The sequence below is a fragment of the Sphingomonas ginsengisoli An et al. 2013 genome, assembly GCF_009363895.1.
GTDB classification, from domain to species: Bacteria; Pseudomonadota; Alphaproteobacteria; order Sphingomonadales; family Sphingomonadaceae; genus Sphingomicrobium; species Sphingomicrobium ginsengisoli.
Window position 1 is genome coordinate 873346 of the sequence record NZ_CP045434.1, and the last position, 19514, is coordinate 892859.

At 66.6% G+C, this 19514-nt stretch carries 21 protein-coding genes and 1 tRNA gene; 13 read left to right on the top strand and 9 right to left on the bottom strand.

The annotated features are described in order from the left end of the window. Positions 1 to 98 precede the first annotated feature (98 nt). Positions 99 to 707 (bottom strand): superoxide dismutase, encoded by a 609-nt coding sequence (locus GCU42_RS04175; RefSeq protein WP_114226370.1) that lies wholly within the window; start codon positions 705 to 707, stop codon positions 99 to 101. A 156-nt stretch (positions 708 to 863) separates the two neighbouring features. After that, positions 864 to 1922, bottom strand: a complete 1059-nt coding sequence (gene pspF / locus GCU42_RS04180; RefSeq protein ID WP_114226371.1) for a phage shock protein operon transcriptional activator — start codon at positions 1920 to 1922, stop codon at positions 864 to 866. Positions 1923 to 2085: 163 nt separating this feature from the next. Between pspF and pspA the strand changes: the two genes are divergently transcribed. The 8 genes from pspA to GCU42_RS04220 are packed head-to-tail and all read left to right on the top strand — an operon-like array spanning position 2086 to position 4966. Next, positions 2086 to 2754 carry a phage shock protein PspA gene (pspA, locus tag GCU42_RS04185; protein WP_114226372.1) on the top strand — a complete coding sequence of 223 codons (669 nt, stop codon included), beginning with the start codon at positions 2086 to 2088 and terminating at the stop codon, positions 2752 to 2754. Between the two features lie 9 nt (positions 2755 to 2763). Next, a complete protein-coding gene (gene pspB, locus GCU42_RS04190; RefSeq protein ID WP_114227715.1) occupies positions 2764 to 3078 on the top strand; it encodes an envelope stress response membrane protein PspB in 315 nt (104 codons plus the stop codon). After that, positions 3078 to 3467: an envelope stress response membrane protein PspC gene (pspC, locus tag GCU42_RS04195; RefSeq protein ID WP_114226373.1), complete on the top strand. Its 390-nt coding sequence runs from the start codon at positions 3078 to 3080 to the stop codon at positions 3465 to 3467. The genes pspB and pspC overlap by 1 nt, the downstream gene beginning before the upstream one ends. A 27-nt stretch (positions 3468 to 3494) precedes the next feature. Then, positions 3495 to 3830 (top strand): hypothetical protein, encoded by a 336-nt coding sequence (locus GCU42_RS04200; protein ID WP_114226374.1) that lies wholly within the window; start codon positions 3495 to 3497, stop codon positions 3828 to 3830. A 6-nt stretch (positions 3831 to 3836) separates the two neighbouring features. After that, positions 3837 to 4103 (top strand): hypothetical protein, encoded by a 267-nt coding sequence (locus GCU42_RS04205; protein WP_114226375.1) that lies wholly within the window; start codon positions 3837 to 3839, stop codon positions 4101 to 4103. Next, the gene (locus GCU42_RS04210; protein ID WP_114226376.1) at positions 4096 to 4380 is read left to right on the top strand and encodes a hypothetical protein; all 285 of its coding nucleotides are present in this window, start codon (positions 4096 to 4098) and stop codon (positions 4378 to 4380) included. The genes GCU42_RS04205 and GCU42_RS04210 overlap by 8 nt, the downstream gene beginning before the upstream one ends. Continuing rightward, positions 4377 to 4652, top strand: coding sequence for a hypothetical protein (locus GCU42_RS04215; protein WP_114226377.1), 276 nt, complete (start codon positions 4377 to 4379; stop codon positions 4650 to 4652). The genes GCU42_RS04210 and GCU42_RS04215 overlap by 4 nt, the downstream gene beginning before the upstream one ends. A gap of 20 nt (positions 4653 to 4672) precedes the next feature. After that, the gene (locus GCU42_RS04220) at positions 4673 to 4966 is read left to right on the top strand and encodes a hypothetical protein (protein WP_114226378.1); all 294 of its coding nucleotides are present in this window, start codon (positions 4673 to 4675) and stop codon (positions 4964 to 4966) included. Between the two features lie 84 nt (positions 4967 to 5050). Here GCU42_RS04220 and GCU42_RS04225 read toward each other — a convergent pair whose 3' ends face one another. Further along, a complete protein-coding gene (locus tag GCU42_RS04225) occupies positions 5051 to 6409 on the bottom strand; it encodes a sigma-54-dependent transcriptional regulator (RefSeq protein ID WP_240309332.1) in 1359 nt (452 codons plus the stop codon). Further along, on the bottom strand, positions 6406 to 8190 hold the full coding sequence (locus GCU42_RS04230; protein WP_114226379.1) for a sensor histidine kinase: 1785 nt from the start codon (positions 8188 to 8190) through the stop codon (positions 6406 to 6408). Before GCU42_RS04230 ends, GCU42_RS04225 begins: the two co-directional genes overlap by 4 nt. Positions 8191 to 8387: 197 nt before the next feature. Between GCU42_RS04230 and GCU42_RS04235 the strand changes: the two genes are divergently transcribed. The 3 genes from GCU42_RS04235 to GCU42_RS04245 are packed head-to-tail and all read left to right on the top strand — an operon-like array spanning position 8388 to position 13782. Beyond that, a complete protein-coding gene (locus tag GCU42_RS04235; protein ID WP_114227717.1) occupies positions 8388 to 9758 on the top strand; it encodes a dicarboxylate/amino acid:cation symporter in 1371 nt (456 codons plus the stop codon). Between the two features lie 17 nt (positions 9759 to 9775). Continuing rightward, positions 9776 to 12910 (top strand): TonB-dependent receptor domain-containing protein, encoded by a 3135-nt coding sequence (locus GCU42_RS04240; RefSeq protein WP_114226380.1) that lies wholly within the window; start codon positions 9776 to 9778, stop codon positions 12908 to 12910. A gap of 5 nt (positions 12911 to 12915) precedes the next feature. Further along, a complete protein-coding gene (locus GCU42_RS04245; RefSeq protein WP_240309442.1) occupies positions 12916 to 13782 on the top strand; it encodes a DUF4886 domain-containing protein in 867 nt (288 codons plus the stop codon). A 31-nt stretch (positions 13783 to 13813) separates the two neighbouring features. Here the strand turns inward: GCU42_RS04245 and GCU42_RS04250 are convergent. Further along, a tRNA-Met gene (locus tag GCU42_RS04250) sits at positions 13814 to 13890 on the bottom strand. 93 nt (positions 13891 to 13983) lie between these two features. Next, positions 13984 to 14631, bottom strand: a complete 648-nt coding sequence (locus tag GCU42_RS04255; RefSeq protein ID WP_114226381.1) for a methyltransferase family protein — start codon at positions 14629 to 14631, stop codon at positions 13984 to 13986. A gap of 109 nt (positions 14632 to 14740) precedes the next feature. On the opposite strand from GCU42_RS04255, the gene GCU42_RS04260 reads away from it, so the two are divergent. Further along, on the top strand, positions 14741 to 15160 hold the full coding sequence (locus GCU42_RS04260) for a DUF3775 domain-containing protein (protein WP_162789126.1): 420 nt from the start codon (positions 14741 to 14743) through the stop codon (positions 15158 to 15160). 15 nt (positions 15161 to 15175) lie between these two features. On the opposite strand, the gene GCU42_RS04265 is transcribed toward GCU42_RS04260, so the two are convergent. The 3 genes from GCU42_RS04265 to GCU42_RS04275 are packed head-to-tail and all read right to left on the bottom strand — an operon-like array spanning position 15176 to position 18248. Continuing rightward, the gene (locus GCU42_RS04265) at positions 15176 to 15676 is read right to left on the bottom strand and encodes a 2'-5' RNA ligase family protein (RefSeq protein WP_114227719.1); all 501 of its coding nucleotides are present in this window, start codon (positions 15674 to 15676) and stop codon (positions 15176 to 15178) included. Beyond that, positions 15673 to 16239 (bottom strand): PRC-barrel domain-containing protein, encoded by a 567-nt coding sequence (locus GCU42_RS04270; RefSeq protein WP_114226383.1) that lies wholly within the window; start codon positions 16237 to 16239, stop codon positions 15673 to 15675. Before GCU42_RS04270 ends, GCU42_RS04265 begins: the two co-directional genes overlap by 4 nt. Before the next feature lie 56 nt (positions 16240 to 16295). Beyond that, positions 16296 to 18248, bottom strand: a complete 1953-nt coding sequence (locus GCU42_RS04275) for a potassium transporter Kup (RefSeq protein ID WP_114227720.1) — start codon at positions 18246 to 18248, stop codon at positions 16296 to 16298. A 138-nt stretch (positions 18249 to 18386) separates the two neighbouring features. Here GCU42_RS04275 and ald point away from each other — a divergent pair, with 138 nt between their 5' ends. Further along, positions 18387 to 19493, top strand: a complete 1107-nt coding sequence (ald, locus tag GCU42_RS04280; RefSeq protein WP_114226384.1) for an alanine dehydrogenase — start codon at positions 18387 to 18389, stop codon at positions 19491 to 19493. Positions 19494 to 19514: the final 21 nt, after the last annotated feature.

Genomic DNA, 19514 nt, shown 5'->3' on the forward strand with positions numbered 1-19514 from the left:
CTCGTCCTGAGCGGAAGCCTGCAGGGCTGTAGTCGAAGGGCGCCTCGCGGCACGCCCTTCGACGTCGCTTCGCTCCGCTCAGAACGAGCGGAAAGCGGTCAGATCGCGCTGAACCGCTCCTGCACCTTGTCCCAGTTGACCACGTTCCACCACGCCTTGAGATATTCCGGCCGGCGGTTCTGATACTTGAGATAGTAAGCGTGCTCCCACACGTCGTTGCCGAGGATCGGCGTGCCCTTGCGCTCGGCGACGTCCATCAGCGGATTGTCCTGATTGGGGGTCGAGACGACGTCGACGCCCTCGCCCGGCACCGCGATCAGCCATACCCAGCCCGAGCCGAAGCGGCCGGCGCCGGCGGCGTTGAACTGCTCCTGCAGCTGTTCGATCCCGCCGAACTTAGCGTTGATCGCCTCGGCCAGCGCGCCCTGCGGACCCGAGCCGTTGCCCGGCCCCATGATCTCCCAGAAGAAGCTGTGGTTCCAGTGCCCGCCGCCATTGTTGCGGACGACCGGCTTGGCCGAACCCGCATTCTTGACGATCTCCTCGAGGCTCTTGCCCTGGAGGCTGGGGTCCGCCTCGACCGCCTTGTTCAGATTGTCGACATAGGCCTGGTGATGCTTGTCGTGGTGAAGCTGCATGGTCTGCGCGTCGATGTACGGCTCCAGCGCATCATAGGCGTAGGGCAGCGGGGCGACTTCGAAGGCCATGAGGTTTCTCCTGGATGAATGGATGAGGCGCATGTGGTTTGCGCGGTGGGGCAAGTCAACGACGCCACCGTCGTCATTGCGAGCCTAGCGAAGCAATCCAGTGCACGACGTCGCAGAGTGGATTGCTTCGCCTGCGGCTCGCAATGACGAGGAAAACTACGCCGCCTCGCCCTCGAGCAGCTTGTGCCGCTTCAGCGCATGGCGGAGCTGGTCGTAGCTCAACGACAGCGCCGCCGCGGTCGCACGCTGGTTGTAGCGGTTGGTCCGCAGCGCCTCCTCGAGCAACGCGCGCTCGTAGCTCGTCACCGCCGCGCGGAAATCGCCGGTGACCGCACTTGGCGCCGGCACCGGCGTCACTTCGGCCGCCGGTTCGACGGGCCCGGCCGGCGCCGGCGGCGCGGCAACCGCCGCAACCGGCGCCATCGGCCCTTCGCCCGGCGACCAGGGCGAGGCGAACGGATCGAACTGGATCGCGCCGATCGGCCGCTCGGGATCCTCCCAGCGGTAGACCGCGCGTTCGACCACGTTGCGCAATTCGCGAACATTGCCCGGCCACGGATAGCGCTCGAGTTCGGCTTGCGCGCCCGGCGCGAAGCCCGGCCAGCCCGGCCAATCGAGCTCCACCGCCATCCGCCGCCCGAAATGCTCGGCGAGCAGGGGCACGTCGCCCTGGCGCAGCCGCAGAGGCGGCAAGGTGATGACCTCGAAGCTCAGCCGGTCGAGCAAATCGGCGCGGAACCGCCCCTCGTCGACCAGCCGCGGCAGATGCTCGTTGGTGGCGGCGACGATCCTGACGTCGACCTTGATCGGCTTGGACGCGCCGATCCGGGTAATCTCGCCATATTCGACCGCGCGCAGCAGCCGGTCCTGCGCGGGGGAGCTCAGCGTCGCCAGCTCGTCGAGGAACAGCGTCCCGCCGTCGGCCTCCTCGAACCGCCCGTGGCGGGTCTTGCCGGCCCCGGTGAAGCTCCCCGCTTCGTGCCCGAACAGCTCGGCCTCGATGAGGTTCTCGGGCAGCGCGGCGCAGTTCATCGTCACCAGCGGCCCGGCCCAGCGCGACGACAGATGGTGCAGGCGCTCGGCGATCAATTCCTTGCCCGTTCCGCGCTCACCGATCACAAGCACCGGACGGTTGAGCGGAGCAGCGCGGCTGGCCCGCTCGACCGCGTCGAGGAAAGCGAGGCTCGAGCCGATGAAGTTCTGCGTCCGCTGCACCCCATCAGTTGGTGGATTTCACGCAAGCTTGGCAAGCCATTTCAACTCGGCCACCCCGCCCTTGGCAGACGAATATGAGGGTTCTGCAGATTCGTCGAATTTGGCACGGCCCCTGCATAGTATGGGGCATGACAGGGCATATTCTGGTTCACGAGGGTAATCGATGAGCATCTTTTCCCGTACCCGGGACATCATGGCAGCGAACTTCGCCGAGCTGCTCGACCGGGCCGAAGACCCCGGACGGATGATCCGGATGATCATTCTCGAAATGGAAGAAACGCTGGTCGAGGTCCGCGCCACCGCCGCGCGCTGCATCGCCGACGCCAAGGAAATGCGCCGGGCGATGGTCCGCCTCGACGGCCTCAAGGACGGCTGGACCGAAAAGGCCGAGCTGGCGCTGTCGAAGGGCCGCGAGGACCTCGCCAAGGCCGCGCTGGTCGAGCGCCAGAAGGCGGCCGACATGTCCAAGGGCCTCGAGGAGGAGATCGCGGTCGTCGAGGATACCCTCAAGGGTTACGAGGCGGACATCGCCAAGCTCCAGGGCAAGCTGCGCGAAGCTCGCGCCCGCCAGAACAGCATCTCCACCCGGATCGAGAGCGCGGTCACCCGCGCCCGCGCCCGCGAGCTCCTCAACGGCAGCCGCACCGAAGACGCGTTCAGCCGGTTCGAGCTGCTCGAGCGGCGCGCCGACTTCGCCGAAGGTCGCGCCGAGGCACTGGGGATGACCGGGCCCAAGAGCCTGGAAGAAGAGATTGCCGACCTGAAGGCCGAGGACGCGGTCGACGCCGAACTCGAGGCCCTGAAGGCGCGGCTCGCAGGCAAGGGGAATTAATCAGTGGATATCGTTCCGGTCGTCGCCCTGTGCGTCCTGTTCATCGGACTGCCGTGGCTGATTTTCCATTACATCACCAAGTGGAAGACCGCCGCTACCCTCACTGGCTCGGACGAGAAGCTGCTCGACGAGCTGTATGAACTCGCCCGCCGGCTCGATGACCGGCTTTGCTCGATCGAGCGGATCATGACCGCCGACGATCCCAACTGGAAAGCCAAGTGCACGCCCGAGGCGCCGCGCCTGAGCAGCACGACCAGTGAGTTCGACCTCGACGCCGAGCTCGCCCGTCTCTCGGCCCGCACTCGTGAACGGGAGTCCCGCTGATGGCCTCGCAGCCGCCCCTTCGGACCAAATTCTACAAGAACAAGCGTGACGGCAAGGTGATGGGCGTGTGCGCCGGCATCGCCGACTATACCGGGCTCGACGTCACCGTCGTCCGGATCGGGATGTTCCTCGCGCTGTGGCTGAGCGGGTTCAGCATCCTGCCGGTCTATTTCATCGCCGGGTGGATCGCCGACGACACCCCGCGCGAGGTCGCGCTGGAAAGTGCCGACGAGCGCCGCTTCTGGCAGGGCGTGCGTCAGTCGCCGGCCCGCACCGCGCGCGACATCCACGCCCGCTTCCGCGAGATCGATCGCCGGCTTGCCGACGTCGAGAGCTACACGCTCAGCAACAACCGCAGTCTCGCCAACGAGATTGAGCGGCTGCGCTGATCCACACGACAAAGGGGGACTTTTCCGATGGATCCTGAAGTGATCGAGGTGTTCGGCTTCCTGACCAAAATCTTGCCGATGGTGATCATGATCGTGGCGATCGGCGTCGGCGGGTCGTTGCTGCACACCTGGCTCAAGATCAAGAACGGCTATCCGCTGACCAGCAGCTGGGGCCTGCCGCTGCACCCCAAGAAGGATAACGAGGCGCAGGAGCGTATCCGCCTGCTGACCCAGGAAAACGCCCAGCTTCGTGCCGAGGTCAGCGCGATCAAGGACCGCCTGGTCACCGTCGAGCGGATTGTCACCGACGATGGCGCCCGCCTCGCCCGCGAAATCGACAACCTCCAGATCACGAGGAACTGACGCGCGATGGACCAGATCGTCTTCCTCATCCCGATCCTCGCGATCCTCTTGGGGCCGCTGATGTACTGGATGAAGATCAAGGAAAAGCAGCTCGACCGGAACAGCGGCCTCGCCGCCGAGAAGGCCGCGCAATATGTCAGCCGCGTCCATGAGCTCGAGGAGCGGCTCAAGGTGGTCGAGCGGATCGTCACCGACGGCGGCTATGAGACTGCCGCGCAGATCGAGGCACTTCGCCGCCCCACCCTCGCCAAGCCGGACGACATCCATGCATGACCATATCGCCAGTTGGATCTGGGTGCTGATCCCGCTCGCCGCCATCGGCATCGCCCCGTTCAAGATGTGGCTGCGGATGAAGGAGCGGCAGCTCGACAGCCAGTCGGGTCTCGCGGCCGAGAAAGCCGCGCAATATGCCACCCGCGTATCCGAGCTCGAACAGCGCGTCCGTGTGCTCGAGCGGATCATGACCGACGGCGGGGTCCAGACCGCCGCGCAGATCGAGGCGCTGCGTGACGTCCCCTCGTCCAGTAGCGTGAGCGAAAGAGTCCGATGAATCCTCCCGAATTCATAATCACGATCCTGATCATCGTCGGCGTGTTCAGCATCATTCGCGGCCGAATGGGTCTGCCGCCGATCCGCTCGCATTGGCGCGACCGCCGCCGCGGCTTCATCGACGACCGCGACGACGATCGCGGCCAGGCCGAAGCCGCGCGGCTGAGCGAGGAAGTGCGCGCGCTCAAGGAGCGCATTCAGGTGCTCGAGCGGATCACCGTAGAAAAGGAAAGCAGCCTGGCGCGCCAGATCGACGACCTGCGCGACCGCTAAGCACGACAGGGGAGTTTGTGATGGTTCCGGAAGACGAATTCACCGTGGCGATGATCTGTTCGCTGATCTTCTTCGCCAGCACGATGTGGCTGATGTTCCGCAACTGGCGGCTGAAGCGCAAGCTGCGCAAGCTCCGCCTCGCCCAGTTCGCGCCCGCGGCGCCGCTCCCGCCCGCGCCGCCGCAAGTGCTACCGGCCCAGCCCGATCCGCAGATCGCCGAACTGAAGGAGCGCATCAAAGTGCTCGAGCGGATCACCGTCGATCGCGAAGGCTCGCTCGCGCGCGAGATCGAGTTGCTGCGAGACCGGGCCTGATCGGGAACAGGAATGATTGCGGAAGAGCGACGTTCACCCCTGACACGCGGATCATGATGTCGCGATGAGGGTCGCTTTCCTGTTCTAGCGTTGAGTATCGCGGGATTTCCGACGTTCCGACGTAAGATCAATTCCCAGCCGTTCGACACGGTCATAAAATGTCTTCCGTGCCAGGCCGAGGCGTTTGATCGCCAATCCGATATTGCCGCCGGCTTGACGTATAGCCGCGACGATCTCGCTTCGTTCGAAGGTTGCGAGCCGGCTCTTCAACGAGCGATCGGCAGTGCTTCCATCGACGGCGTGCGGATCGTCGCCGTGCCCAAAGACGGCGGCCATCGCGAAATTGCGCAGTTCGCGGACATTGCCGGGCCAAGGGTGTTGCCTGACGTGCTCGAGCATCGCCGCATCGGCAACAAAATTTGAATCGGCGCGACGCTCGCGCGCTTCACGAACGAACAGGTCGAACAGCAGCAGGGCATCTTCCTGGCGCTCGCGCAGCGGAGGAATGCGCAGCCGGGCCGACGTCAGCCGGTGATAAAGGTCGGCCCGGAACGCACCGCGCTCCACCGTCTGTTCGAGGCCGGGCTTGGCGGTCGCGACCACGCGCACGTTGATGATGTCCGGACGTTCGGCACCGGGCAATTGCAGCTCGCCCTCTTCCATCACGCGCAGCAGCCGCGCCTGCAACGGCAGGGGCAGGCCTTCGATCTCGTCGAGCAACAAGGTGCCGCTGTTGGCCGCGGCGATCTGGCCCTGGCTGCGGGGCAGGCCTGCGCCGGTCGCCGACGAGACGCCGAACAGCGCTTGCCCGAGCCGGGTCTCGTCGTCCGCAGCGCAATTGACCGGAATGAACGGACGACCGGCGCGCGGACCGAGCCGGTGGAGCAACTGGGCCACGACCTCCTTGCCGACGCCGGTCTCCCCCTCGACCAGCACGTCGATGTCGGCCGCCGCGAGCTCGCGTACCAGCGACCGCAGCCGCGCCATGACCAGGCTGGCGCCGATCAGCGGACTGCTGGCATCGCTGGCCTCGGCGGCAGCTCGCAGGCGGCGATTCTCGATCTGCAGGGCGCGCTTTTCCAGCGCGCGCCCGATCACCGCCAGCAGATGATCGATCGCGAAGGGCTTGGTGATGAAGTCGTAAGCGCCGAGCTTGAGTGCCTGCACCGCCATGGGAACGTCGCCATGACCGGTCATCAGGATAAGCGGGATGTCGCGATCGATCGAGTGGACGCGGCCGAGCAATTGCAGCCCGTCCATGCCCGGCATCCGGACGTCGGAAACCACCACGCCGTCGAACAATCCGGTGAGTGCGCCGAGCGCGGCCTCGGCATTGGGAAAGGCTTGAGCAGGCAGGCCAGCCAGGTCGAGCGCTTGCAGAACCGCGGCGCAAAGCTCGGGGTCGTCCTCGACGACGAAGACCGGCTGGTCGATGACACTCATGGCACGAACGGCAAGGTCAGGATGAAGCAGGCGCCGCTTCTCGCGGACGAGTCGAGGGTTAAATCGCCGCCCGTTTCGCGCGCGATCGTACGGGCAATTGCCAAACCGAGGCCAAGACCGCCGGGCTTGCCACTTTCAAAGGGTTCGAACAGGCTGGTCTCAAAGGCGGGGTCGACGCCGCCGCCATTGTCGGCGACGCGGATCTCGACCGTATCGGCGCGTTCCGTCGCGGTGACGGTGACGGCGCCGCTTTCCCTTCCCTCGACCTCGTCGAGCGCGTTGCGCAGGAGGTTGATGAGCACCTGCTCGTGCCGGACGCGGTCGCCGACGAGCACTCGTTTGCGCACCGTGCGCGGGGCGTCGACGGTGATCCGGCCGCGCCCCCTTTTGCCGATCAGCAGCATCGCGCCGTCCAGCATTGATCCCAGCTCGGCATGGACCGGGGTCGGCATCTTGCGGCGGGTGAAGTCGCGCAGCTCGGAGGTGATCGTCCCGATCCGACCGGTCAGCGCGACGATGCGCAAGAGGTTTTCGCGTGCCGCGCGGGCATTCTGGCGGTCGATCAGCGCCGCGCCATTCTCGGCGAAGGTGCGGATGGCGGCGACCGGCTGATTGATCTCGTGGGCGACGCCCGCGGTGATCTGGCCCAGCGTGCCGAGCCGATTGGCATGGGCCAGGTCCTCACGCGCTGATTGGTAGCGGGCATTTGCTTCCTCGCGCTCCTCCGACTGGATCCGCAATTGTTCGTTCGCTTCCTGAAGCTCCGCCGTCCGCTCGCGCACCTCTCTTTCGAGCCGTTCGCCGACCCGGGCGAGGAGGCGCTGCTTTTCGCGCTGCCGAAAGGCGATCCCCAGCAAGGCGCCCACGAACAGCAACGCGGCCAGCGCCCAGGTGACGGCCTCGCTGCGCGCGGCCGCCAGCGGGGCCGCCAGTGGGGACAGGTGATAGAGACGGCCACCGGCGAGCGGCGCCGGCACGCTGGCAAGGCGGAAGCGCTGGTCGTCGCCGCGGCTGACCACGGTGGCATCGGCACCGGCGATCCTCAGCGGCACCAGCTGAGGCGGCCGGGCGCCGAACTGCAGCGACCGCTGAGCGCTAACGAGCGTGGCGGGATCGAGCGCCGCGGTCGCGCCAAAACGCCAGCCGGGCACGCTCGTCACCAGGATGACGCCATGCGGATCGGTGACAAAGCTGATCCCCTCGCTGCGCCGCCAGGTCGCTTCGACCCGGTCGAACTCGACCTTGACGATGATCGCTCCCACCGCGCGCCCGTCCTGGTCGATGCGGCGCGCGAGGTATAGACCGGGCCGCCCGCTCACGGTGCCGAGTGCGAATAGCTCCGCCGAGCCGCGGCGCATCGCATCCTGGAAGTAAGGCCGGAAGCCGTAATTCTGTCCGACGAAGCTGGTCGGCAATCGCCAATTGCTGGCGACGCGCGTGATCCCTTGCGCGTCGATCAGATAGATGGCTGCGGCGTCGGTCCGCTTCGCGAGCAGTTCGAGTTGGCGGTCGAGGCGCAGCCGCGCGGCCGCGTCGCCCGACGTCAGCACCCGCACCGCGTCGGGAAATTCGGCGAGCGCGAGCGGAAGCAGGCGGAACTTCTGCAACTCGCTGCCGAGCAGTCCGACATGGACCTGCGCGGTTTGTGCCGCAGCATCGTCGGCAACCCGCCGCGCCCGCGAATCCGCCCACGTGAGCACGCCCCAGGCGAGCGCTGCGAGCAGCAACGCCGCGGCCCCGGCGACGGCCGTGATTCGCCAGCCGCGGCGACCGCTCATCATGTGTGGATTTCCACACAAATCGTGCGATTGCCGAATTTCCCGATGAGAGAGGAATTTGCGAGCACCGCGACAAACTCGCCGGATTCCAGGCGCTTAGCGGTCTTACGCAGCAATTTTGGAACTGGCTTCATCGAACCATAGGATGCACGAGCGGCACCGGGTGGCAAGGCCAGCCGGTTTCGTGGAGGAGAGTTGAGATTTCGATCATCGTCGCGCCCGGGGCGAGCACGGCACCACGCCGTCCGCTCACCCATCACCTGTATGTGCAGGTGCTAATCGCCATCGCGCTCGGCGTGCTAGTCGGCCATTTCTGGCCGAAGACCGGCGAAGCGCTCAAGCCACTCGGCGACGGCTTCATCAAGCTGGTGAAGATGATCATCGCGCCGGTCATCTTCCTGACCCTGGCGACCGGCATCGGCCACATGCGCGAGATGGCCGCGGTCGGCCGCGTCGCCGCCAAGGCGCTGGCCTATTTCCTCTTCTTCTCGACCCTTGCGCTGATCGTCGGCCTGATTGTCGCCAACGTCGTGCAGCCGGGCGCCGGGATGAATGTCGACCCCGCCACCCTCAACGCCGGGGCGGTGGCCAGTTATTCGGCCCAGGCGCACGCGACCACCATTACCGGCTTCATCCTGGAGATCATCCCGACCACCATGGTCTCGGCGCTGACCGAAGGGTCGATCCTGCAGACCCTGTTCGTCGCCATCCTGTTCGGCATCGCCTTGTCGCTGGTCGGAGCGCCGGCGCAGCCCGTCCTCGACTTGCTCGAGCGGATCAGCCTGGTCGTCTTCCGCGTCGTCGGCATCCTGATGCGCGCCGCGCCGATCGGGGCGTTCGGGGCGATCGCCTTCACCATCGGCGCCTATGGCATCGGCACGCTCGCCAACCTCGGCGCCTTGCTGCTGACCTTCTACCTCACCTCGCTGATCTTCGTGCTGGTGGTGCTCGGCACCGTCGCGCGGCTCAATGGCTTCTCGATCCTCCGCCTGATCCGCTACCTCAGGGCCGAACTCCTGCTCGTGCTCGGCACCTCATCGTCCGAAGCCGCCTTGCCAGCACTGATCGACAAGATGGAGCGAGCCGGCTGCGCGCGCAGCGTGGTCGGCATGGTGGTGCCGACCGGCTATTCCTTCAATCTCGACGGCACCAACATCTACATGACGCTTGCCGCGCTGTTCATCGCCCAGGCGACGGGCGTGCACCTCACGCTGGGTGAGCAGGTCGCCCTGCTGCTGGTGGCGATGCTAAGTTCCAAGGGCGCCGCCGGAGTCACCGGCGCGGGGTTCATCACGCTGGCCGCGACCCTGTCGATCGTGCCCTCGGTGCCGGTCGCGGGGATGGCGCTGATCCTCGGCATCGACCGCTTCATGAGCGAGTGCCGCAGCCTCACCAACTTCATCGGCAATGCCGTCGCGACCATCGTCGTCGCGCGCTGGGAAGGCGCGCTCGACCGCGACCGGCTTGCCCTCGCGCTGTCCGGCAAGGCGCCGGTGCCCGCGCCGTTCGCGCCGCAAACCATCATCACGGAGGAGGGCCCCGCTGCCAGCAGCGCGCGGCCGCAGGACTGATCGAGAGGGGAAACATCATGCGTGCCAGATCACTGCTTCTTGCCGGCGCGGCGCTGGCGGCGCCCGCCGCCCTGCGCGCGCAGGCCGCACCGAGCGCGCCACCGCCCGCACCGACCGAAGGGACGGTCGCGATCACACCGACGGGTAACATCGTCGCCGACCCGGCGGCGCCTTCGGTCACCACCGCACCGGCCGGCAACAGCGGCGCGGACGTGGTCGTGGTGGGATCGCGGATCGCGGGCGCCAAGGTCAATGAAGCGCTGCCGGTCGTGGTGGTCGGCCGCGACAAGCTCGACAGCATCGGCGCGGTCAGCGGCGACGAACTCATCCGCAGCATCCCGCAGATGGGCGACGTCAGCTTCAACCCCAGCAACAATCCGCAGACCAGCAACGCGGCGCGCGGCGACGTCGGCTCGGTCGACCTGCGCTCGCTTGGCGTCGGCAACACGCTGGTGCTGCTCAATGGCCGCCGCGTTGTGACTCACCCGGCCAGCCAAGGGCTCTCGGACACCGGCACCGTTCCCGTGCTGAGCTACAACAGCAACGCGATCCCGACGCTCGGCCTGCAACGGCTCGAAGTGCTGCTCGACGGCGGTGCGGCGCTTTACGGGTCAGACGCGGTCGCGGGCGTGGTCAACACCGTGCTGCGCGACAATTACAGCGGCATCCGGTTGCAGGCGCAATATGGCGGCGCCGAGGGCACGCACCTGCGCGAATTCCAGGCGGGCGGGCTGTTCGGGATCAACCTAGCGCGCGGCAACATCACCGCCTCGGTCGAATATACTCACCGCCGCCCGTTGCTTGCCGAGGACCAGGATTTCACGGCCTCGGCCGACCTGCGCCCACTGTTCGCCGACGATCCCGATTTCGCCGGCTCGACCACGCCCGACGGACGCGCGACGCGCGGCACGTGGCCGGCGCTGCAGGTTCCGGTGACGGGCGGACGGCCGCGGATAGGCACCACCAACCTCACCTCGGCGGCCGGCTCGTTCACCATCCGGCCAACCAGCCTGGGCGGCTGCACCCGCGCGCTGACCCCGGACCTGTGCCTGGTCAACACCGCGCTGGCGACCACCGGCGCCTTCCGCAACCTGCGCTACGACACGGCGGTCGGGACCACGGTGCTGCCCCGGATCGATCGCATCAACGCTTTCGCCAACGGGCACTACGGCCTGACCAACTCGCTGACGCTGTTCAGCGAATTGGGCTACTATCGCTCCCACTCGCTCAACATCCAGCCACCGGTCATCAACCTCAACCAGATCTGGATCCCGGCCTCCAACTATTACAACCCGTTCGGACCGACCACGATCAACGGCCAGCCGAACCCCAATCGCCTGCCGGGTCTGGTCAACGTGCCGGCCGCGGGGCTGCCGGTGCTGCTCACCACCTACCGCTACGTCGACACCGGTCCGCAGACCGTGGACGTCAAGAGCTCGCAGCTGCGCGCACTCGTCGGCCTCAAGGGCGAGACCATGGGCTTCAAGTGGGACAGCGCGCTGACCTATTCGCGCGCCCGGACGGTCGACAGTTCGTTCGCCGTGCGCAGTTCGGCGCTGCAGCGGAGCCTCGCGCTGTCGACGCCCGATGCCTACAACCCGTTCAACGGCGGCTGCCTCGACACGCTCAGCTACGGCGACTGCACGCCCAGCTCGCAAGCCGCGATCGACGCGATCGGCTTCCAGCTCAAGCGCCGTTCGACGACGTCCCTGGCGATGGCCGACTTCCGCGCCTCCAACTCGCGACTGTTCAGCCTGCCGGGCGGCAATGTCGGGCTCGCCATCGGCGGCGAGGTCCGTCGCGAAACCCAGCGCGACGACCGCGATAGCGCCGTCGATGGCTCGTCGCCCTTCGTCGACGCGGTTTCGGGCGCGGTGACCATCAGCGATGCCGCGGCGGTCAGCGACAATCCCGATACCCACGGCAGCCGCACAGTTGCCGCCGCCTACGCCGAATTGGCGGTGCCGGTCATTTCGCCGGAAATGCACGTGCCGCTGGTTCGCAGCCTCGACCTGCAATTGGCCGGTCGTTTCGAGCATTACAGCGACTTCGGCAGCGTCGCGCGGCCCAAGATCGCCGCCGCCTGGGACGTGATCGACGGCTTGCGCTTTCGCGGCTCTTATTCGAAAGGCTTCCGCGCCCCCAACCTCGAGCAGGTCAATGCGGTCGAATATGCGCGGCTGGCGACCGGGCAGGATCTCATCCGCTGCCAAGCCGACTTGAACGCCGGGCGCATCACCAGCTTCACTGCCTGTGGCAACAACGTCGGCTTCTCCCGCCGGGTGTCGGGCAATCCCGACCTCAAGCCGGAAAAGAGCACTAATTATAATCTCGGCACGGTGATCGAACCCAAGTTCATCCCGCACGGCCTCGGCCGGATGACCTTCACCGCCGATTATTGGTCGATCAAGCAAAAGGGCATCGTCGGCATCCTCGGCGCGGACACCGCGCTGGCGCTCGACTATCTGCTGCGGCTGCAGGGCTCGTCCAATCCGAACGTCATCCGCAGCGCGCCCAATGCCGACGATGTCGCTTTCTTCGCCGGGACGGGGATCGCGCCCGCCGGGCAGATCACCACCGTCCGCGACCAGTTCATCAACCTGCTGCCGCAGACCGTGCGCGGAATTGACCTGGGCTATTATTGGACCACGCCGCGGACTTCGATCGGTCGCTTCGATCTCTCGGTCAACACGACCCGGCTGCTCAAATTCTCGCGGCCGCCGGGCGACACGGTCGACCAGCTCGTCGCCGCCCGCGCCGCCGGCCAGATCAACCCGGCCACGCCCCTGCCGGAAACCCAGAACCTCATCGAATCCAACGGCCGCCCCAAATGGCGCGCGACCGCGTCGCTGACCTGGTCGATCGATCGCTTTCAGGTCGGCGGCTTCGCCCGCTACACCGGCGCGGTCAACGAGACCGGCTTCGTCGACGCCAACGGCGTGCCCTACCGGGTCCACGACCAGCTGACCGCCAACCTCTATGCGCAGGTGACATTCAAGAAAGGCGAGCTCTATCCGGGTTCGCTGCGCTGGCGAGTTGGGGTGCGCAACCTGACCAACGCGCAGCCGCCGCTGACCTCGACCGGTTATCTCGGCAGCCTCTATCAACCCTACGCGCGCTACTGGTACACCAGCGTCCAGACGGAGTTCTGATCGTGATCCGACGCATACTGGTGGCCGTTGCCGCCTTGCTGTCCGCCGCAGTCCCGGCTCATGCCGCCGGGCCGACGCGGATCCTGTTCATCGGCAACAGCTTCACCCAGGGCGCGCACTCGGCGGTCCGCAACTGGCGCGCCGACAGCGTCGCCGACCTCAATCGTGCGGGCTATGGCGGCGTCCCGGCGCTGTTCAAGATGTTCACGGCCGAGGCCGGGCTGAACTATGATGTCAGCCTCGAAACCGAAGGCGGCAAGACACTCGGCTTTCATTATGACGAGCGCCGCCAGCGCGTCGACCAGCCGTGGGACGTGGTAGTGCTCCAGGAGTTGAGCGTGCTCGATGGGAAGCGGCCCGGCGACCCGACCAACTACCTTCGCGACGTGGGCCGGTTCGCAACCCTCTTCCGGGCGCGCAATCCGGCCGTGCGGCTCGAGCTGATGGCGACCTGGACCCGCGCCGACCAGACCTATCGTCCCGGCGGCCATTGGTACGGCAAGCCGGTGACCACCATGGCGCTGGACCTGCGCGCCGCCGCCGACCGGGCGCGCGCCCGGACACCGAACGTCGTCGGCGTGCTGCCGGTCGGGCAAGCCTTCAACCGCGCCTTTGCCGAGCGGGTGGCCGATCCTAATCCCTACGACGGGGTGAGCTTCGGGCAGCTCGATCTGTGGTCGTACGACCAATATCATGCGAGCGTCGCCGGCTATTACCTCGAGGCGCTCGTCGTGTTCGGAAAGATCACAGGCGTGAAGCCGACCAAACTCGGCGCTCAGGAAAAGGCGGCCGACGAACTCGGCCTGTTGCCGGAACAGGCCACGGCACTTCAAAAAGTTGCCGAAGCGACCTTGATCGCGGAGGCCAATTAGTCTGGCGACCCGGAAATGGCGAAAACAGGGATGGTAGCGGAGGAGGGACTTGAACCCCCGACACGCGGATTATGATTCCGCTGCTCTAACCAGCTGAGCTACTCCGCCCCAGTGCGCTGAGGCTGCCGCCGAACCGGCGGTGCGGGCGGGCCTATATGCGCAAGCGCCCTCCCCGGTCAACGCGCCTTCTTGGGCCCGCGCTCAGTAGACGCCGGGGATCAGCCGATAACGGACGTGCGCGGCATATTCGGCATAGGCCGGGTCCTGCATCAGCCATTTCTCCTCCTCGCGGATGCGGAGCAGCTGGAAGGTCCAGGTGAACAGGTACATCAGCGCGTTCACCAGGCTCGGATAGACCATGATGAAGCCGACGTGGGTGATCGCATAGCCCATGTACATCGGGTGGCGGATTAACGCGTAGACGCCGCCGCGGCGGACCCCGCGGTTGGCGGCGATCATTCCGAAGCTGCGGTTGAGGCTCAGCTTGGCGCCGAGGCTCATCGCGAAGCCGACCCACATCAGCACCTTGCCGGCCTCGATATAGGCCGGGATGTTGGGGGCGCGGACGAACAAGGGCGTGAAGGTGCCGACCAGCGCGACGAAGATCGCCCACGGATGCCCAGCCATCGGCCCCGGCCGGCGGATCAGCAGCAACCCGACGGTCATCATCTCGCCCAGGATCAGGCCGAGGATCCACGGGTCCTGCTGCAGCGCGGTCGAGAAGCGCATCAGGAACGGCGCCGCCGCGAGGATCAGGCAGACCCGTTCGGCGATGTCGAGCCCGACCCTGACGTTGTAGGAGCGTCCGCGCGGGCTGGGGGGCGCGATCTCGGCCGTGTTCGCTGTCATGTGGCACCCCTTGCACGGGAATGGTTACCGCCGGGTTTAGCGGCTTCCCCGCGACAACGGAACCGCGCCCGTCGCCTGCCGTTGGGCCGGCGATAGGAGAATGACACCGATGGACCCGCTGACGCCGCTCGACACCCTGTGCCGGATCATCCTGCGCGCCCGCGAATATGAGGCGCAGACGCCGAGCGACTACGACCCCGGCGAGGATGCCGATAATGTCGACGACGAGGAGGAAGGCTCGCTCTCGGTCCTCGACGACGAGTTGAACGACGGGGTCGAGGAGGAATTGCAGGCGGCGTTCGACGACCTGGGCGAAGACCAACTCGCCGAAGTGCTCGCCTTCTGCTGGGTCGGCCAGGGCACCTACGACACCGGCGACTGGGACGAGGCCTATGACGAGGCCCTGACCGAAGTCCGCGCCAAGAGCGCCATCGATTCGCTGATGGAGATGCCGATGCTGGCGAGCGTGCTCGAAAGCGGCATGGCGGCATTCGACCTCACCTGCGAGGGCGTCGGCGACCTGAGCTGATTGATGCGCGACTGGTCAGCGGAAGTTGCTGACCAGCATCTTCTCCCACGGCCCGCCCAGATAGCGGTGCAGCCCCAGCCCCGCGATCTGCAGTGGGCGCGGGCGGAAGCTCGCCTGCAACGCGTCGAGCAATGCCTTGGCGGCCTTGGGCTCAGCCTTGTTCATGATCGTCACGTGCGGCCGCCAGCCCTGCCCGTCCTGTGCGGTCAGCAGCCCGTGGAAATGATTGGCAAGATCGCGGCGGATCGCTTCCAGCTCGTCGGACACGATCCGATAGGCGACCCCGCCGCCGAGGTTCATCAGCCCGGCGACGGTCGCCGCCGGCACCGGGCCAAGCGTGTGGCGCTTGAGCTCGCGCCGGGCTTCCTCCTCGGCCGAGGGCGGCAACGCGTGGAACATCGTCAGATGCGCCGATAGCTGGTTGCGCTCGGGCGGGAAGAAGCGCCGCCGCTCGCCGTCGAGCCAGGCGAAGTCGGCCTTGCCGAGCTCGGCGGTGACGATCAGTGCCCCGCTCACCGGCCCGGCCAATCGTTCTTGGTAAGTGTCGGCAGCGCCTCAAGTCCGCCCCGGTCGAGCGGCACAGTCATCGCGCCCTCGTGCATCCGCGCCTGCCGCCAGTCGACCCGGCGAAACGTCTCGCCCACCCCGGCCACTCCGCCTTCCGCCACCACCAGATAATGAAGCCGGCCCGAGCCGCAGCCGATCATCGCGTCGACGCAGGCACCAAGCTCCTCCCCCGCGCGGCCGAGCAACTTGGCCGAGGCGAGCGCGGAAGCGGCGAACAGATCCTCGCCGGGCAGCGTCGCGCTCTTCTCCGTGGCCCTGGCGGCGCCGTCCTCGACCTTGGCCTGGCGCCCGAGCCAGCGGTAGACGCCGAACAGGTTGAGCAAGGTCATCACGACGTTGGTCCACATCAGCGCCGGCTGGCCGGTCAGGAGCCCAGTCAGGAACCAGCCGATCGAGCCGATGGTAAAAATGACGAAGCCATAGCCGGTGATCCGGCTGCCGAGGTTGGAGGCGGTCAGGCAGGCGGCGAGGATGGTCGTGCCGGTCGCGACCCAAGAGGCAAGTTGATCCATCTACCCGCAATGCCGGGGCAAGCGATTCGTATCCGACTGCTGGCTTGCGGGCACGCTCAGATCTCGACCTGGCTCCCCAGCTCGACCACCCGATTGGTCGGCAGCTTGAAGAATTCCATCGCGCTTTCCGCGTTGCGCAGCATCCAGCTGAACAATTTCTCGCGCCAGATTGCCATCCCTGGCCGCGACGAGGCGATCAGCGTCTGGCGGGCAAGGAAGAAGCTGGTGTCCATCATCTTCGCCTTTGGCCCGCAGCCCTGGAGCTTCTGGAGGTCGGCGGGCACGTCGATCTCCTCCATGAAGCCGTAGCGCAGCATCACCCGGAAGAAGCCCGCGCCATAATCCTCGTGGGTCAGCCGCTTCTCGGCAGTGACGAACGGGACGTCCTCGATCCGCACGGTCAGCAGCATCACCCGCTCGTGGAGGATCTTGTTATGCTTGAGATTGTGCAGCAGCGCGTGCGGCACACCATTGGCCGAGCTGGTCATGAACACCGCCGTCCCGGGCACGCGGGTGGCGCTCACCGCCGCCGACTTGATGAACACCTCCATCGGCAGGCTCGCCTCGGCCATCCGGTTCAGCATCAGCTGCCTACCCTTCGCCCAGGTGGTAAGGAGGGTGAAAGCGATCGCGCCAATCAGCAGCGGGAACCAGCCGCCGGCGGGCACCTTGAGCAGGTTGGCGCCGAAGTAGGTCGTGTCGACCAGCAGGAATAGCGCGACCAGCGGCCACGCCTTCCACGCCGGCCACTTCCACAGCGTTCCGAACACCACCGCGATCAGCAGCGTGTCGATCGCCATCGCCCCGGTCACCGCGATCCCGTAGGCCGCCGCGAGGTTGGACGAGCTACGGAAGGTCACCACCAGCAGCACCACCATGATCATCAGCGCCCAGTTGATCGCCGGGATGTAGATCTGCCCGGCGGCGGTCTCGCTGGTGTGGGTGATCTTGAGGCGCGGGATGAAGCCAAGCTGGATCGCCTGCTGCGTGACCGAGAAAGCGCCGCTGATCACCGCCTGGCTGGCGATGATGGTGGCGGCGGTGGCGAGCAGTACCAGCGGCAGGCGAAGACCCTCGGGCGCGAGGTAGAAGAATGGGTTCTTGACCGTCTCGAGCGCTTGCGCCGGCGTCTGGGCGAGCAGCATCGCGCCCTGCCCGAGATAATTGAGCAGCAGGCAGCCCAGCACCAGGAACCAGGCGGCGCGGATCGGCTTGCGCCCGAAATGCCCCATGTCGGCGTAGAGCGCCTCGGCGCCGGTCACCGCCAGCACCACCGACCCCATCGCCAGAAAGGCACGGGTCGGCTCGGCCACGAAGAAATAGACGGCGTCGAGCGGATTGATCATCCGCAGGATGATCGTCGGGAAGGCCATGATGTGGACGATGCCCAGCACCGCCAGAACGCCGAAATAGACCAGCATCACCGGTCCGAACAGTGTGCCGACGGCGCCAGTACCCCTGCTCTGGATCCAGAACAGGCCGATCAGGATGCCGATCGCCAGCGGCAACACCAGCGGCGTGAACACCGGGCTGACCGTGGTCAGTCCCTCGACCGCCGACAGCACCGAGATCGCCGGCGTGATCATGCTGTCGCCGTAGAACAGGGCGGTGGCGAAGACCCCGAGCATGACGATCCCCGCGGTCCAGCGTCGCTTGGTTCCCGCGGTGCGGTTGATCAGCGCCAGCAGGGCGAGGCTGCCGCCTTCTCCCTTATTGTCGGCGCGCATGATGATCGTCACATATTTCAGCGTGACGATGATCATCATCGACCAGAAGATCAGGCTGAGCACGCCATAGATATGCAGCGCGTCGGGGGCGAGCTTGTGATGCCCGGCGAACGTCTCGCGAAAGGCGTAGATCGGCGAGGTGCCGATGTCTCCGAAGACGATGCCGACCGCTCCGAGCGCCAGCTTGGCGAGCGATCCCTGCGGAGCATGCGAATGGCTTTGGAGCGCTTCGCTGACGCCTTCCTCGTTGACGGGTTCGGCGGCGGCGTCGGCATTTGTCATCATTGTGAGACGCCGTGGCTAGCAAGCCCGTCGAGCTCCGGCAATCGCTCGCCAAGACCGCTGGCATGTTGCGGCAGAGCCGGGCTATAGGCGCGCGCGATCACATCATCTCAACAGCTTCGGGAAAGCGACAGTTCCATGCGCATCGGCGTGCCCAAAGAGATCAAGAATCACGAATATCGGGTCGGCCTGACCCCCGCTTCGGTCAAGGAGCTGGTGGCGGCGGGGCACGAGCTGTTCGTCGAGACCAAGGCCGGCAGCGGGATCGACTGCCCCGACAGCGCCTACCAGAAAGCCGGCGCCACCATCCTCGCTGGCCCGCAGGAAGTGTTCGACGCGGCCGAGATGATCGTCAAGGTCAAGGAACCCCAGCCCTCCGAGATCGCGCTGCTGAAGCCGCACCATCTCCTCTTCACCTACCTCCACCTCGCCGCCGACAAGGCGCAGGCCGAGGGGCTGATGAAGTCGGGCGCGACCTGCATCGCCTATGAGACGGTCACCAGCCGCACCGGCGCGCTGCCGCTGTTGAAGCCGATGAGCGAAGTCGCCGGCCGCATGTCGGTCCAAGTCGGCGCGCACTACCTCGAAAAGGAACAGGGCGGCCGCGGCGTCCTGCTCGGCGGCGTCCCCGGCGTCGCCCCAGCCAAGGTCGCGATCCTCGGTGGCGGCGTCAGCGGCGTCAACGCCGCGCAGATGGCGGTCGGCATGCGCGCCGACGTCACCATCTACGACATTTCGATGGAACGGCTGGCCGAGCTCGACATGTTCTTCTCGAGCCAGATCAAGACCGCTTATGCGACCAAGGCGACCATCGCCAAGGCGGTCGAGGAGGCCGAGCTGGTGATCGGCGCGGTGCTCGTCCCCGGCGCCGCCGCCCCCAAGCTCGTCACCCGCGACATGCTCAAGACGATGAAGCGCGGTAGCGTGCTGGTCGACATCGCGATCGACCAGGGCGGCTGCTTCGAGACCAGCCATGCGACCACCCACGACGACCCCGTCTTCGAGGTCGACGGCGTGATCCATTATTGCGTCGCCAACATGCCCGGCGCGGTGTCGCGGACCAGCGCCTTCGCGCTCAACAACGCCACCTTGCCCTTCGCGATGAAGCTCGCCTCGCTCGGCGCGGCCGAGGCGATGCGGCAGGATCCGCACCTCGCCAACGGGCTCAACGTGTCGGACGGCAAGATCCGCCACCAGGCGGTCGCCGAAGCGCTCGACCTGCCGTTCGAGCCGCTGGTCGCCTGACGGAACACAAGGGGAACATCG